Source organism: Chryseobacterium sp. D764 (assembly GCF_019317325.1).
In the GTDB taxonomy this organism is placed as follows: Bacteria; Bacteroidota; Bacteroidia; order Flavobacteriales; family Weeksellaceae; genus Chryseobacterium.
Genome location: NZ_CP079219.1, coordinates 559,620 through 575,537, shown reverse-complemented (window position 1 = coordinate 575,537; position 15,918 = coordinate 559,620). Strand labels below are relative to the sequence as shown.

Genomic DNA, 15,918 nt, shown 5'->3' with positions numbered 1-15,918 from the left:
AAAAAAAAACAGATACGCAAAAAGGATTAATCACATAATAAAATAATAATCAATACATTACGATTGATAATATTAAAAAAAATAAAAACACTTAATATTTACGTACTATATAAGTATACCTTTATGTCTTTCTTTTTAGCCATAAATAGAGATCTTGATTGGCCTCCAGATTAAGTTTCTTCCGTAACATATATTTTCTACTTTGTACTGTTCGGTATGATCTAAAAGTATATGATGCTATTTCCTTAGATGAAAAATTTAGGTAAACATATGCCAAAAGTATCAATTCACTGGTGATAAGATTACCATTGATCTCTAACAATTTTATACTGAAATTCGGATGTAAAGATTGAAATTTTTCAAAAAAAACAGGACTATTTTTTTTTGCGGCTTCTATAACTTCATTTAAAGATATTTTTAACTTTTGCTCCAACTCATTAGTATACGCTATCTTTTCAGCTATCTCAAGTTCTTTGATATCCAGCTTTAAGTCATTTTGTTTCTTTGATTTACGAAAAACATAAATAACGATTAGTAATAAAATAATTACACCTATCAGTAGCCCCACTTCATAGTTAATTTTTCTATTTTCATTTTTGTAAATTTCTCTTTCTCCTTCTAAAATTTCATTGACAATGAAATTGCGATCACGATCCATATTTACATTGATGCTGTCTTCAAACCTTAGTCCTAAAATTGAATATTCCTTAGCTTTTTCGATGTCATTGCATTTAAAATAGAAATCCCCCAGCTTTTTATATAATATTCCATGCGAACGCAAATTATGGAGACTTGATTTATTCAATGCTTCCTGATAGTATTGAATAGCTTTATCATTCTTTTTTCTGTACATGTAAAGATCCCCCATCCCGATTAAAGCTTCAATTTCGTACGGATGTTCTTTATTTTTTAGAATTGATAATGACTTTTTAAGATAATACTCAGCTGAATCAAAACTTTTTTTTAAAAGATAATAGTTTCCTAGTGAGCTATAAGAGCTTCCCACTTCCCTATATGCAATATGCAGAGGAATTGTTCTTAATATCTTTTTTTCTTTTAGCAAATAGGAATATACAGAATCCGGAAAATTCTGTATAGTATACAAATTCGCCATCGTATTATAGGTGGTACTTTGAGTTAAAAGGTCATTGTAATTTTTGGTATTAATCTTTTCAATTTCGCGAACAGCCTTATGATAGTTTTGAGCTGCCGCTGTATAAAGTCCAAGATCTGTTAAATTATCTCCTATTAATCCATAATTACGGGAACTTTGCGTGAAATCACTTTTTAGATACGAAGTATATGATTGTGATTTCTTAATATATATATTACTTTTAAGGTATTTTCCCGCAAACGATAAACAGGAAGCAATATAAAAATTACCATAGCATAACCCTCTTTGATAATTATTTTTTTTTGATTCAGGTATTATTTTTTTCTCTACAATTAAAATAAGTTCTCTATCCTTTCCATTCATGTATAAATCATCAGCAATAACAATTAGAGAATCAATTTTACCAATCACTTTTTTGTCAATTTTTTGTCCCTTAGCATGGAAACAAATGACTAATAGCAACAACAAAGTTATCAGTCTAAAAAATGAAAAAAAAATTGATGAATGCTGTTTTTGAGAATAAGAAGAATACTGAAATTCTTTTGATTTTGTCATATGTTTTGTGTTATGATCCAACTCTCTTAATATTGCACTTTGATTACAGGAGAAATTATTCCTGATTTCTACTAAAACTGCTGTTTGCTTACAAATAAAGAATTCACCATTCCATTTTTAAAAATATAAGCAGATGAATTGATATTCTATAAATTATTTGTTTATTAGTATACAGAGATTACCTATAAAAAAGGATTTTACACGAAGAATCGTACAGCAATATTACCACTCAGCAAAGTGTCCAGCTAAAAACGATAATAGCCTGATCTCATTAGCAGAAGTTTTTAATACATATATATTTGTAAGTAGAATTAAAAATCTGTTTTAGATTACAATTTATTGTATAGTCTCTTCCATTTTGTAATCGTATTCCGGCTTAATTTAAAATGGGATGCTACATTGGTATTATTAAGCTTATTAATTTTCTGATATTGTAAAATTTCCAGAATAGCAGGTTCATCATAAGAGCGAAGCTTTTGATTATAGCAATCCTGTTCATTACTAAAAAGCAAATTGTTAAGCTTAATAACATCCAATACTGATAAAACATTCTTTTTGAGTAATGTTTTACATTTTACCTTTTTATCCGGATATTTTTGTTCAATAAGATCTTCATAAATCCTACCATAATTGGGATATTGTTTCATTTTTGAAATTTTTCTATCCATTTGTATAACGTTGTTTTAGGAATTCTATATTCCTCAATAACCTGTAATTTTGTCTTTTTGCCTGATGTAATTTGCTCCAAAATAAAATCAATCACTTCCTTCGAATAAATTGCTTTTCTAAAAACGGGCAGATCTGTCTTATTCTGCTTAACATTCGGTCCCTTAGGCGGGGAATACAAAATCAGATGCTGTGAATAGATACGGAAAAAATCGTATTCCGTTAACTTAGAAAACCTTAATAACGTATCACAATCAATATTTGCAGACTTATATATTTGCTGTAAATCAACGTCCATAATATTCAAAAAATTACAAACCCGGGATATTTCTATTCCGTTTTCTTTAATTTTTTGTTCTATCATCTGCCCAATGTGGATATTTTTAAAATTCATAAACATATTATAAAAGTATGTAGGTCATAAAGATTGTAAATCAAGATGCTGTTTTGTACTGGTGACTTCCAACCGATTACATTTAGTTTTTGAGTAGGAGAAACAGTACTAACTAAGGTCATTCAATATCTTTTTCATACCCTAAGATTTTTGTAGGTTAGAGAAGTTACATTCCAGCAACTTGAGAATCTATCAAATCTTCGCTCTATTAGAAACTTCAGTAATTTATGGAGGGAAAATGACAGAAAATCTAAATAGAGCAAAGCATTGGTTGTGTTTTTAGAATCTTTTAATTGTAACTTTTCTGATGTTAATAGATTTGGTTTTTATTTTAGATTTAAAATCATAAAGAAAAAATGGATTAATATCAATACTACTTATCTTAATTTGAGCTTAGACAGGTCTTTGCAATACAATTATTTATATGATAGATCGAATGACAAAAATTATGGTTAATCCTTATGTATTTTATTCCTAAAACTCTAGAAAACAAATTTATTCGATTAGTACCAAAAAATCTTTACTGCATTTATACCGCACCCTATAAAACCCTGATTTACTGATAATATAATTTAAAAAAATTAAAAATCCTGAATCCATTTATAGAGATCAATATCTCTGGAAAGTTTCAATTTCTTTCGGAGTCTGTATTTTTTCGATTCAACAGTTCTAATTGAAATGTGATCATAATCAGCAATCTGTTTGTTGGATAAGTCCAGTTTAAGAAATGCGCATAATTTCAGATCATTTGGATTTAGATCCGGATATTTTGAAATAAGACAATCATAAAAATCAGAATGAGAATCTTTAAACTTAATCATAAAGGATGGATCTGATTGTTTAGCGAGCATGATCAGTTCTTCATAGGTACAGGATAACTTTCGCTTAAGGTTTTCCGATTCTTTTACTTTTTCATTGATCACGGCATCTTTAATCCTTTCCCGGCTTTTGGAAAATTTAAAAACAAAATATACGATAACACCACCCAGGAAAACAATACTGAGTATGACATACAATAAAACGAAACTGTATCTTTTTTCTTGATCTGACTGCTCCTTATGCATTCGTTTAATTATCATATTGATTCCGGCATTTTCCTCTTGCTGTAAGCTATCATTTAGAGCAGAGTATTTTACCAGATATTCATTCTCCAGCTCGGGAAGATTCAAGCCTCGGTACGCCTCAGCAATCAATTTGTAAGATTCCAGCGTTCTTTTACCTAATTGAGCTTTTGAAGTGATCTTTAAAGAACTGAATAAATATTTTAAAGCGTTATGGTAATTCTTCTTTTCAATATTCAGCTTTCCAAAAGCCCTCAGTACATTGGCCTTCCCCTCAATAGGAATTTGTTGGGTAGTGAGAAGTTCATTGGCTTTATTAATGTAAAATTCAGCAGAGTCTATATTACGTAGCTTAAAATGCCTTTCGGCTATTGTAATGTATAGCATAGGCATTGGAGATTTCAGACATTTCCGCTCATTGCTGTAAACAGAATCCATTAATCCTAAATACTCAAAACTATTTCTCTTCCAATCATAAATACTGTAGAGTCTTTTTTCTTTTTCCTTTTGATCTTTAATCTTGTGAGCCAGTACAAAAGCATTGTCAAAGTATTTAATTGCCTGCTCATGCAAATCCAGAGAATTATAATTTTTACCATACACAAAGTACATATAGGCTTCAAGATCATACTTTTTCTTACCTTTCAATTCTTTCTCAGCCATTTCTACCATTTGAAGGCTCTCTTCATTTTTCTTCATCATGATCAGTACATTAGCTAAATTAAGACATCCTCGTATCTCGCCATTTTTATAATTTAATCGCTGACATTCTTTTCTTAGTTTAGTTTCCAATAAAACAATCTTGTACAACTCCCCATTCTTAAGAAGCTTACTGAATGTGGTGGTTTGCAAACTATCAATTTTCCCAATGGTAATTTGAGATTTAACATTACAGATCAGCAAAAGGAGTAGAACAATAAAAATATTTTTTAAATGAGCCATAGGTATTTGAAAAAAAATTAAGGTAATGTTCAAATGATTCGGAAAATATCATTTTATTCACAGTTACTTCACGTAAACCGGTATTTTCACAGTACTAAAATTTAAAATGATGAAAGCTTATACAGCTATTGGTTTTTCGAATTATAAAAGACCAGGAGAAAGAAATGATAGACCAGACTTTTGCAGATATTTCAGCATGCGAGTTCCTGATTGCTGAATCTTCAGAAAAAGCAATTGGAATGGGAATCGAAGCTGGATATTCGTAGGAAAAAGGGTAATGTATATCAGACATGTGAATGCTGAACATTCTTACCACACTTTCAGGCCTGAGCAATCATAGTGGCCTTTATTGCAGTCCTGAAGACCTTTTCAGCAAAATCAGATGTCATTTTACCCCAACTTAGTTCTTTCCTGAATTTAAAAGATGCTATTTGAAACAATATATGAGGATTTAACATTTTTAATTCAACTTGTATTTTAAAAGAGGGAGTAAAAAAATAAGCCATAGATATGATGTATTACAGATTATATTGTTCATGTTTGGATTGTGTGGTGGTAGTTCAGAGTACCATTTGCGAATTATTAGCAGTCCATACACCACCCTCATTGAATCTTTGACCGGCTATCTTATCTACCGCAAAGTTGACAAAATCATCCAAATTAATAAAGGAAAATTCTTATATATTTTGGTACTTTTCTGACATTTTAATTAATAATAGGTCTACTTCATTCCTTATATCAAATCAATAAAATAAGCAATTAAGATTGGGCTGTTATTTTAAAAGGCGATTGTACAATCGCCTTTTCTGTTAAGTATACTTCATATCTGCCCAATAGAAAAACACGATACATAAGTACAAGTACATAGCAACTATCATTTTCAATTTGTCATCCAAGTAAATTAAGAACTATATGTTTCCAACTTTCCTTATAGATTCACAGCAATAATTTAATTCATCTTCATGATAGCATTTACAATGCAGTATAAATAATATGCATAAATGCACTGCTATGATTATAGCTGGGGCCAGTAGGACCTGTCTTTGTATCACAATAAATAATATCTCCCACATTCAGCAACTTTACATAAGTCCCGGATAATATAAAAATATTTCCTGCCTGAGGAGCTCCGCCGAAAGTCCAAGCCATATTACCAGCATTAATATAAAGTGCATAATTTGGAGCATTGGTAGCATTTTCCAGTTTTACTCCAGCTACAATATGATATATTCCTCTTTTGGCTACTGTATAACTGCTATTGGAAAAGTCCCAGGTACCTGCCCCTGCCGTATTGATATTGACCGTCCCAAATATGACTCTGTTACTAACCCCATTTCCAGGCAGAGTTGCACTACTGGCAAATTGCTCAGCATTGAAAATATTATTAGGAGTTTTCAAAGTATTGATAAAGTCGTTACCAGTAATCTGTGAAACAACGCCAGTTCCGTCAGAAAGCAACATATTAGAACTTCCAAGCGAGGTTTGTATCGGTAACGAGCGAAACCTAACATTGCCGTTAACATCCAATGTGTTGGTTGGAGTATCTACAGCAATACCAACATTACCATTTGCTGTAATTGACAATCTTGTACTATTACCTGTTTCCAGATGTAAGGGATGTGATGTTGTCGTTCCCAGCCATACAGCACCTGATCCTATATAAGACTTAAGACTAATCGTTCCATTGGTGTGATGGATACCAAAATTATTATCTGGTGTATTAATCGTTAATTTAGTATCCGGTGCAGCTGTACCAATTCCAACTCTATTATTGGCAGCATCTACTGAAAAAGTACTTCCGGCTACAGAGAATGCATTAGGCTGATTGGCTGTAAATGCCAAGGTATTGGCTCCCTGTGTTACAATTCTGTTACTGCTAAGCACACCATCTGCGGTATAAATATTAACAGGTGCTGCACCTACAGTCCCTCCGTCGGTAGCTCTCCACCCTGCATTACTGTACACAAATTCCAGTGCTTTTCCATTGGGTATGGTAACCCCGTTTAGCGCTGCACCAAACCCACCTGTAGTGTTGTTAAAAATGACCAGCCTTTGACCAGCATTGGGTGCAGCCGGAACGGAAATAGAAACTGTTGCAGTAGCACTTCCTGTAAGCTGTGCCTGGCTTATATTAGCCGGAATATTAGCATTATTACTGGTAACACTTATGGCTGTTTCACGGTTGGTAATAGCTCCATTCACATCAAGTGTTGTACCGGGAGTTGTTGTATTAATTCCTACATTGCCTGTTTGTGCAAAAAAAGCTACACTTACTACTGACAATGCAATTGAAAATAAATTTTTTGTGTTCATTTTTTTATATTTTTTTGTTAAAGGATAATGTATATTACTGCAGCTGGAAACTTCAAAATTGAAATAGACTTAATGTAAACTCAAGACGAAAATATGATATGCCCACAGCCCCTCCATTAAGGCAGTATCAGTATTGATCATCGCTATAGCAGTAATAGATAAAATGTTTTTATTTTGGAAATTGATGAGATCATATTCCAGGCAATACCTATATAGATTAAGATTAAATAGGTAATCTTCCAGAATCCAACAAAGTAAATTATTGATTGACTATGTATTACTTTAATTTGTCTGGGAAAAATTCTTCAGAGATTAAAAAGATATTAATATTGTTCTATTATAGGACATCATGCCGATGAATACGTACCGATACCAATATTACAGAGGCTTTTTAAACAACTGTATATTCATATTAGCCTTCCCCCAATTAAAATTTTCTCCTGTTGCAGCATTCATATTAAATCTTATAGTGCAGGGATTAGTAGTAATAGTACCTGGAGTAAATTCTAAATATCCATTTAAGGAATAGGTCACTGTAAGATCGGTAAAAGTATTATTCGTAATTTTTTCAGAATAGGAGCTGGATATTGTAGCTACCTTTGCTGTCTGATCTGTTCTAAAAAAGGTAAACTTTCTGGAACCCTGAGGCATCTCAATCCCATCTTTCAAAAATCTTATTCCATAATACCATAAATTGTTTGCACAGGTAAAATCGGTTCCCATTCCCATAGGAACCGAATAATTAACAATAATTAATCCTTCTGTTCTTGCCGGAATAATAATAGATTGACTCATCTGGATATCAATATTATCAATCTTCGAATTGCTTGTACTATAGGTACCTGTGATATTCCTATCAACAGGAACAGCAGCTGTCAGGGTGTAAATGTCATCCAATGCAAACTTCCCAGGAGGCTGCAGAGAACTTATCGTAACCTTTTTGGCTGTTCCATCTCCCTGTAACAACATTACTCTGTCCGTATTGTCCAGAACATTATTTTCAGGAACATTTCGAAATCGCACATTGCCATTAACATCTAGTGTTTGAGTTGGTGATGTTGTATTTATTCCAACCTGTGCTAAAGTTAATCCATAAAAAAGGACTGCTATAGGTAACATTTTTTTTTCCATTGCTTTTAATTTTTCTTATTAAAATAGTAGTGTTTTATTAGAGGCCGTAATACATTTTTAAGTGCCTAAGAGGCATACTTAAATTTGGTAGTAAAACTATGGCAATTATTTTATGGAGTTTCTACTGCATTTCTACTGCAATGCATAATCAATTGATTTACAACACTATTTTTATAAAAACTAAAAGAAGTTCACCTATAATATTTGAGGAAAAAAATTTCTTTTATTCACTAAAATATTGACTTTACCATACCTATAATAATGAATTGAAGATATCATTCAATAGTATCAAAGATAATTTGCCATGTAAATGAATCATCTGAAATGGCATCTGATGCTTATTTTTCTAAGTGTTGAATTATGGTAGGGTAAGAAATAGAATGAAAAAACTCATCAAGTCAACAATCCTTGTATTAACTAATACCGGACTACTATGAAACATAATCTCTATCATCCAAGAGTCGCTCCTAGAATACATTTAGGAGGTGATTAATTGCGATAGAGAAAAGTTTTAAATATTCTGGAACTTTTCCGACATTGTATTTCTATAGTCAAGTGGAGTTAATTTTTCTTTTTTTCTGAATTGTCTTGAAAAGTATGATAAATCTGCAAAACCAAGATGTTCTGAGATTTTGCAAATGTTCCAGTCAGTATGAACTAATAGCCTTTTGGTCTCCATTAATATACGTTCCCGAATAATATCACCAGCCGTTTTTCCAGTTATATGTTTGGTAACCTCATTCAGACGATGGGGGCTTAAACCGAGCTGCTGAGCATAAAACTCAATTTTTTTTTCATTCAGATAATGACAGTCTACCAATTCCCGGAACTTTCTAAGCCTTAGACTATTTACATTGTCATAAATATAATCGTGGGTATTGATAATAATACGTTGAATTCTGTTGAGTAAAACAAAAAGTAAATGACTGACAATAATTGCTGACTTTTCAGATAATCCTATTTCATATTCCAACATTTCTATGAGACGTTTCACCTCATTCACTCTATCATCCGTTAATTTAACGAATGGCAGTATGCCACTGTTATTAAGAAAACTCAGGGAAAGAAGTTTATCCTTATTATTTGAGGTAAGCAACAAAAATTCTTCAGTAAAAGTAATACTGTAACCTTTCACATTTTTTGTTGTTGACATCTGATGAAGTTGGCCAGGTGAAATAAAAAATAAAGTATTAGGTCCAATTTCTGTTTGATGATGATCAACCATATTGATAGCGCTCCCTGAGGTAAGCCAAAGTATCTCGTAAAAACTATGTTTATGGGGCCACTGTAGATCAGGAGGGCGATTAAGATCCTCAAATCTTTCAATCATGAATTCGTTACCTATAGATTTCTGAGACTTAAAATCTTCAATATTATAAATTTTAAACATAGAAATGTTGATAAAATAATGAGTTTAATTCCTTATAATGTTTGCAAGACACCTCAGAATATTCAAATCAAAAAGGCAAATTTGCATTGAAATTGTAGAAGATTTAAATACTATTGATGTTTAGCTTTATGTTCTATAACTATCTGCCCACTATTTTATTTCAGATATTATGAAATTTTCTCGGTCTAAGATATTAAAAAACAATTATTCCTAAAATCCGGAACATCAAAACCTATTTTCTGGCTATTACCTTAGTGATCTACTGAAGCAGGTAAAACAGTTATAGAACTGACCAATTTTATTAATTTCAGCAACTAAAACCTTCTGAAAGGAGCAAATTACTCTGTATCAGAAATAACTTACAGATTTGGTATTAAAAACACCCCGTATTTCTCACCTCTATTAAAAAAAACGGGGATGAACTCATCAAATCAGTTCAAAAATAAAAAGCACACTGAATGGAATAGTAAGCCATATGATAATCTCAATGGTTTTGGTATGAAAGGATAGAAAGCCGTTTACAGCGGACATGAGGACATAAAGCCTATCTGTGATGCCTCCAACAAACAGACTACACAAGAGCTGCACCAGCCAAATTTGCAGACAGATGAGAATCCAAATATCCTTAGATCATCAATGAGATAACGGAACTCCGTATTTTATTTACCTAATGAGTAGGCAGTACCATTTTTATGCTCAAACTGAGCGATCAAATTGTGATGATTACCCATAAAAATTTCAACATTTACATGATGAATTTAATCATTTTATAAATTTAAAGAGGATCTTTCTCTAAATCATTTGGTTCGCTAATTGTCCTAGTTTCACTAATGCTTTCTCTATATCTCTATTCCATTCTCCACCATAATTTAAACGTAAACAGTTGTGAAACTGATTCTGAAGTGTAAAAATTCTTCCCGGTGCAATGCTTATTCCATTATTTAGAGCTTTATAATATAAAACCGAAGTATCTATTTTTTCATCTAACCCGATTCTCATGTTTAATTTGAGTTTTCATGGTTATTAGTTTTTTCCCCGGTCTCCGGAGATTTTTACTTTATTCTTTTGGTATTAAATGCTGTAGCTCAGGGTGAGCTTTTATACGCTCGATTTCATTTTCAATGACTCTCATAACCTCCTGCTCAACATTTCTGTAATTCTCTTCAATAATTGATGTGAACCGATCTTTTTCATTTTCATCTACAAATGATAAAATCTCCGGTATCCGCTGATAATTTTTAGTTTCTGCCAATACTTTTTCATGATCCACTACAATTTCTGCATGAAACATTTTCTGTTCAATCCTTTCATCAAAATTATCAGATACAGCCCCTACAAACATTCCCTGACTTAATGTTGAAATTTTAGAAGCCGGTATCAGACTATCAAGTTGGGTAGATATAAAAGTGGACGTATCATTTCTGTTGATGGTCATACTTTGTCTTTTCTGCAGGACTTTTTTTTCCACACTTTATCCCGGAAATCCTAAAGATAAATTCTAACCTTAATTTCTCAGAACTGTACTTCTGTGCATTGATGAAATTTGATTTTGATACCAAAAAAATAGCACAATATACCAATAACAGTATCCGGGCTGTTGAAAGTAAGAAATATATGTACGAAACTGAATATTTCTTCTGAAATAAGCATCAACAGCTTTCTGATCAAAATATAAAAATTTTACATATAGTCATATTTTATAAAAATCAATATTCATATAATATTAAATCAAAACCGATTATCTTCCGAATCAAAATATTCATATATCCTTTCTATTCTCAATAAATCTTCCTTAAAAAAATTCGAGAAATCTTCCGTTGGGGCTGCCAGACAGGGATAAGCTGTTTTCTTATCATTTTTTTTATTATTCACATCACCTAACGCATTGGTTACAAGAGATATACTTCTTAATACTGAATTTACTCTGGTAGTTCGATATTCAATTCCTGTAAATTCAAGATTTTCTGGATATATCGAACTAATTATTTTTCTTTTTGCTTCTACACTACTTGATTGGTATAATAATGATACGTTAGATATAACTGATAGAGCCTTGTTTAAGCGATCATCAACTTTTTTGGGATTACGAGTCACAACTAAACAAGCATGAAGTTCATTTTCAAGAATTTCAATTTTTTGTTTAGACTGTGCTTTAATGATCATATAATCGTCATCCTCAATCTTTTCCGCTAATAATTTTTCTCTTGCAAGAGCTATTTTAGCATTATAACTCTCTATTTCAGAAATTATTCTCTTTCTTCTGTCGTCAGCTTTACTATTGTACTTTTTATAAGCTGTTAATAGGATATTTTGTAAGATTTTCTGAACTGAAGGAAGAAATTCATATTTCTTCAATTCCTCAACAAAAAGATTATTGGTAAGTTCAGCACTTTGCCTAAATCCACAAGATGATTTGCAATGATAATAATAATAATAATAATATACTTTCTGACTTCCCTTTGATCCACTGGCAGTTAAATTTCTCCCACACTTAGGACAGATCAAAAAACCTCTCAATGGAAAAATGTCAGCAGAACTAAATTTTATATACTTTCGGGTTTTTCTTTTATTACCTTCTAAAATTAACTGAACTTTATTAAATAGTGTCTCTCTTATAAGAGGAGCATGTAAAGATTTTACATAGTGAGCTTCTTCATCCCGATATTTCTTTATAAATATTTTACCACAATACACTGGATTTCTTATTGCAACATGAAAGGCTTGATTACTCAAAATTTTTACTCCCTTTTCTGAAAGCTGTCGACGTATAGTTTCAGGAGCTTCAATTCCTTTTGCTATTTCATTAAAGAAATAGCGTATTATTGAAGCTTCAGGTTCTTTAGGCTCAATAAACTTATATTTGCCATCCTCAGTAATTTTATTAATATAACCGAAAACTGATGTTTTAGATAAAGGTTATATCTGGTACATTTAAAATATGTTGTCACATGATATTAACAGAAGAAATTGAGCTCATTTTTTATAAGTCCTAAACATTAATATATTTTTTGAGTACTTCAACAAGGTCTTTCTGCCTGATAGGCTTGGGAAGGAAATCATTCATTCCGGCTTCCAGACACTTTTCTTTTTCACCCAGCACATTTCCAGCTGTAACGCCTATGATAGGTATATTTTCATATCCCGGCAGCATTCTTATATTTCGTGTTGCCTCAATACCACTCATGATTGGCATCTGTACATCCATCAAGATAATGGAAAAATGCTTTTTCCTGCATTCTTCCAAAGCCTGCAGCCCATTGACGGCTTCCGTTAGATGTATACTGGGTGCAAGAGACTTCATTATTCTATTATTCAGGACCATATTCACTACGTTATCATCAACCAAAAGCACTTCTAATTCTGGGGCAAATAACTGCAAAACTTTCTCAGACTGATCCTTACTAATTTCTACTGCATAACTTCGGTCTACCTTTTTTAAGGTTTTGTATAGTTCATGTGATTTGATAGGCTTCAACAGTAAATGTGCATTTTCTATTTTTCTAACTGAATTAAGTATGCCCAGTTCTTCAGAAGAAGAAGAAAGTACTATAAATGGAGAAGTCTCTTTTCGCTGATTGAACAGCCCTGTTATTTTATCTATTGTTTCCAGTCCTGACATAACAGGCATATGATAATCCATCAGGATCACATCGAACCGCTCTCCTTTCAACAGGATTTCCAACGCTTCCATCCCATTAGAAGCCAAGGTAGACTTGATATTTTTATAGGTAAGCATGTGGTCAAGAATGATCCTATTGGTTTCATTATCATCAACCACTAAGGCCGTTCTAATAGTTATTTTATCCTCCTCTCTCAATTGAGAGATCTCGTAAGGAATCTCAATGTCAAAGAAAAATACAGAACCCTTTTCCTTTACGCTGCTCAGCGACAAATGGCTTCCCATATATCCCAGGATATTATTTGAGATAGTAAGTCCTAGACCCGTTCCACCATATCGTTTACTAATGGAACTGTTTTCCTGAGTAAAGGCATTAAAAATGTATTTCTGTTTTTCAACAGGGATGCCGATCCCCGTATCTCTTACCGAGAAGCGCAAAACAATAGTACTATCATCCATGCGTAATTTCTCTACTTTTAGCTCTATCTCTCCCTTTTCTGTAAATTTCACAGCATTTCCCAGAAGATTGATCAAAATCTGTTTTAACCTTGCTTCATCCAAAAAAAGTATCTTTGGAAGACCTGGCTCAATATTGAGAAGAAGTTCGATATTTTTTTTCTGGGATTGATAAATAATAACATTTATGACCTGGCTTAACATATCATAAACATCAGTTTTCTCAATCAAAAGCTCCATTTTTCCGGATTCTATTTTAGAAAAATCCAATATATCATTGATAATGCTAAGCAGGTTTTCCCCTGACTCATTGATGTAATTCAGATATTGCATCTGTGTTTCATTCAGTGGTGTTGTGAGGAGAAGGTCTGAAAAACCAATAACTCCATTTAAAGGAGTCCTGATCTCATGACTCATATTGGCCAGAAATTCGGATTTTGCTTTGCTGGCTATATCTGCCGTTTCCTTGGCATTTTTCAGTTCTTCATTTATCTTTACAGCATTTGTAATATTCTGTATGGAAATAATCACTCCCCCTACTTCATCTTTTGTAAGATACCAAGGACCGACTTTAAGGTCATAATGCTGAATTTCTTCTTTTCCTTCCACCTTTAGCATAAAGTCACTGTTGATGTACGTTTTTCCCAAAAGTGCATTGTCATAGATATCTTTTCGTTCTTTGGAAATATTAGGTGATATCGTGAAAAGATTATTACCGATAAGATCTACATTATTCATACTAAATTCCTCTCTCCATCTGCTGCTTACAGCAACATAGTTAAGATCTTTATCAAACATGGCCAAAGGAACAGGAACGTCAGTGGCAAAAGACTGCATTATGGCCTCCTTCCGGGTAACCTCTAAAAACATTTTTTTGAAGGCATCAATGTCCTGAATGATTCCGAAAACCCTTTTACAGGTATCATCTTCAAATTCGGGAATACCTTTTACTCTTACCCAAATCGTAACGCCATCATTACGTAAAAGCTGAAGTTCCTCATCAAAAGGAATTCCTTGTTGTATTACCCTGTTAAAAAGATATTTTATTCTCTCCCTGCTTTTTCCTTTGTAAAATTCAAAGGCATTTTCAAAAGTAGGCTGGAAATTATTTTCTATTTTGTGAATTTCTCTTGTACTTTGAGACCAGAACAGCTTTCCTGTCTTCATATTGGCTTCCCAACCTCCCACCTGGGCTACTGAGCCTGTTTCTTCAAGCATTTCCTTAGTGTAAGACAGATCGCTTTCTAACTTACCACGCCGGATAAGATCAGATTTTAATTGTATATAAACAAAAACGGTTACACCAATGGCTGCAACCGCAGAAAAGATGATAAATAAAACAGTCCACTTCGAAGACTTATTCAGCTCTTCATTTTTTATGGCAAGTTGAACTTCCTCAAGTTTTACAAATTTCTGAACGAGCATGCGGCATTTGTCCATAGCCTCCTTGTTTTGTACAAGTTCTTCCGGACTTATTAATATTCCCTTTTTACGATTCTCAATAAGCAAAACATATTCTTTCATTAAGATTTCTGAAGTATGTAGCAGTTCATTTAGAATATTAATCTGATCTTTATCTCTAAGATTAAGTCTATCTTTGTGAGAAACAAGCAGCGGATATTCATTCCTACTTTTATCGAAAGGTTCAAGAAAATTTTCCAGGCCGGTAAGCTGATATCCCCGATTGCCCGTCTCAGCATTTAAAAGAGTATTTAAGATATCTTTTGCTAAGCTTATAGATTCCTTACTTTTCAAGAGGTCTTCCCTATTCTCCATCTGCTTATGTATGCTTATATAAGATGCTATGGAACTAGCAATCAGAAGCATCAAAGAAATCACTACTCCTATCTGAAGATTTCTTATAATTTTTTTCGGCATTGAATGGTATTTTTGTAATAAAATACTAAAAATAGGTCATTTTATAATATTTACAAATTAATTTAGAAATTCGTTAGAAGATATTGGAAAATGAATATAATTTAAGTCGTTTAAAGATGAAGCTGCTAACTTTATAAAAGTTTATTTTGTATGGTTTCCCCATTGTTTTTCTTAATTGATATTCATTTTTTTAAACTTTTCAGCAAATATACCGGGCTTTCAGAGCTTTTAACATTATCTCACCTAAAATGATAGTGAAGTATTCTATGAAATAAAAAAATTACTTTATAATAGCTAATCCTTCATTATCGAAACTATAACACTGACAATTAGTCAATCAATAACAATAAAGCTTTGGTAATGTCGGATAATGTTATTAGATTTATAATTAGTTCTGAA

General features: G+C 32.3%; 10 protein-coding genes and 1 pseudogene. All 11 read right to left on the bottom strand.

The genetic code is table 11. The features are described from left to right. Positions 1-121 precede the first annotated feature (121 nt). A complete protein-coding gene (locus KYG33_RS02475; RefSeq protein ID WP_219072608.1) occupies positions 122-1,669 on the bottom strand; it encodes a tetratricopeptide repeat protein in 1,548 nt (515 codons plus the stop codon). Between the two features lie 329 nt (positions 1,670-1,998). Continuing rightward, positions 1,999-2,316 carry a helix-turn-helix domain-containing protein gene (locus tag KYG33_RS02470; RefSeq protein WP_228408784.1) on the bottom strand — a complete coding sequence of 106 codons (318 nt, stop codon included), beginning with the start codon at positions 2,314-2,316 and terminating at the stop codon, positions 1,999-2,001. Further along, complete coding sequence (locus KYG33_RS02465; protein WP_077416232.1) at positions 2,313-2,729, bottom strand: transposase; 417 nt, start codon at positions 2,727-2,729, stop codon at positions 2,313-2,315. The genes KYG33_RS02470 and KYG33_RS02465 overlap by 4 nt, the downstream gene beginning before the upstream one ends. Positions 2,730-3,310: 581 nt before the next feature. After that, a complete protein-coding gene (locus KYG33_RS02460; protein WP_219072607.1) occupies positions 3,311-4,732 on the bottom strand; it encodes a helix-turn-helix transcriptional regulator in 1,422 nt (473 codons plus the stop codon). 972 nt (positions 4,733-5,704) lie between these two features. Continuing rightward, positions 5,705-7,045 (bottom strand): hypothetical protein, encoded by a 1,341-nt coding sequence (locus KYG33_RS02455; RefSeq protein ID WP_219072606.1) that lies wholly within the window; start codon positions 7,043-7,045, stop codon positions 5,705-5,707. 378 nt (positions 7,046-7,423) lie between these two features. Beyond that, positions 7,424-8,176 carry a hypothetical protein gene (locus tag KYG33_RS02450; RefSeq protein ID WP_219072605.1) on the bottom strand — a complete coding sequence of 251 codons (753 nt, stop codon included), beginning with the start codon at positions 8,174-8,176 and terminating at the stop codon, positions 7,424-7,426. Between the two features lie 511 nt (positions 8,177-8,687). Further along, positions 8,688-9,566: a helix-turn-helix domain-containing protein gene (locus KYG33_RS02445; RefSeq protein WP_219072604.1), complete on the bottom strand. Its 879-nt coding sequence runs from the start codon at positions 9,564-9,566 to the stop codon at positions 8,688-8,690. 792 nt (positions 9,567-10,358) lie between these two features. Next, complete coding sequence (locus KYG33_RS02440; protein WP_219072603.1) at positions 10,359-10,565, bottom strand: hypothetical protein; 207 nt, start codon at positions 10,563-10,565, stop codon at positions 10,359-10,361. 58 nt (positions 10,566-10,623) lie between these two features. Beyond that, positions 10,624-11,025, bottom strand: a pseudogene (locus KYG33_RS02435) (conjugal transfer protein TraG); the annotation flags it as partial. Between the two features lie 269 nt (positions 11,026-11,294). Further along, the gene (locus tag KYG33_RS02430; protein WP_257468999.1) at positions 11,295-12,353 is read right to left on the bottom strand and encodes a recombinase family protein; all 1,059 of its coding nucleotides are present in this window, start codon (positions 12,351-12,353) and stop codon (positions 11,295-11,297) included. A 202-nt stretch (positions 12,354-12,555) separates the two neighbouring features. Continuing rightward, positions 12,556-15,519, bottom strand: coding sequence for a response regulator (locus tag KYG33_RS02425; protein WP_257468895.1), 2,964 nt, complete (start codon positions 15,517-15,519; stop codon positions 12,556-12,558). Positions 15,520-15,918: the final 399 nt, after the last annotated feature.

Bases quoted from the DNA above. Each gene is read 5' to 3' on its own strand.
- KYG33_RS02475 (WP_219072608.1), bottom strand. From the start codon at position 1,669: ATGACAAAATCAAAAGAATTTCAGTATTCTTCTTATTCTCAAAAACAG.
- KYG33_RS02470 (WP_228408784.1), bottom strand. From the start codon at position 2,316: ATGAAACAATATCCCAATTATGGTAGGATTTATGAAGATCTTATTGAA.
- KYG33_RS02465 (WP_077416232.1), bottom strand. From the start codon at position 2,729: ATGAATTTTAAAAATATCCACATTGGGCAGATGATAGAACAAAAAATT.
- KYG33_RS02460 (WP_219072607.1), bottom strand. From the start codon at position 4,732: ATGGCTCATTTAAAAAATATTTTTATTGTTCTACTCCTTTTGCTGATC.
- KYG33_RS02455 (WP_219072606.1), bottom strand. From the start codon at position 7,045: ATGAACACAAAAAATTTATTTTCAATTGCATTGTCAGTAGTAAGTGTA.
- KYG33_RS02450 (WP_219072605.1), bottom strand. From the start codon at position 8,176: ATGGAAAAAAAAATGTTACCTATAGCAGTCCTTTTTTATGGATTAACT.
- KYG33_RS02445 (WP_219072604.1), bottom strand. From the start codon at position 9,566: ATGTTTAAAATTTATAATATTGAAGATTTTAAGTCTCAGAAATCTATA.
- KYG33_RS02440 (WP_219072603.1), bottom strand. From the start codon at position 10,565: ATGAGAATCGGGTTAGATGAAAAAATAGATACTTCGGTTTTATATTAT.
- KYG33_RS02425 (WP_257468895.1), bottom strand. From the start codon at position 15,519: ATGCCGAAAAAAATTATAAGAAATCTTCAGATAGGAGTAGTGATTTCT.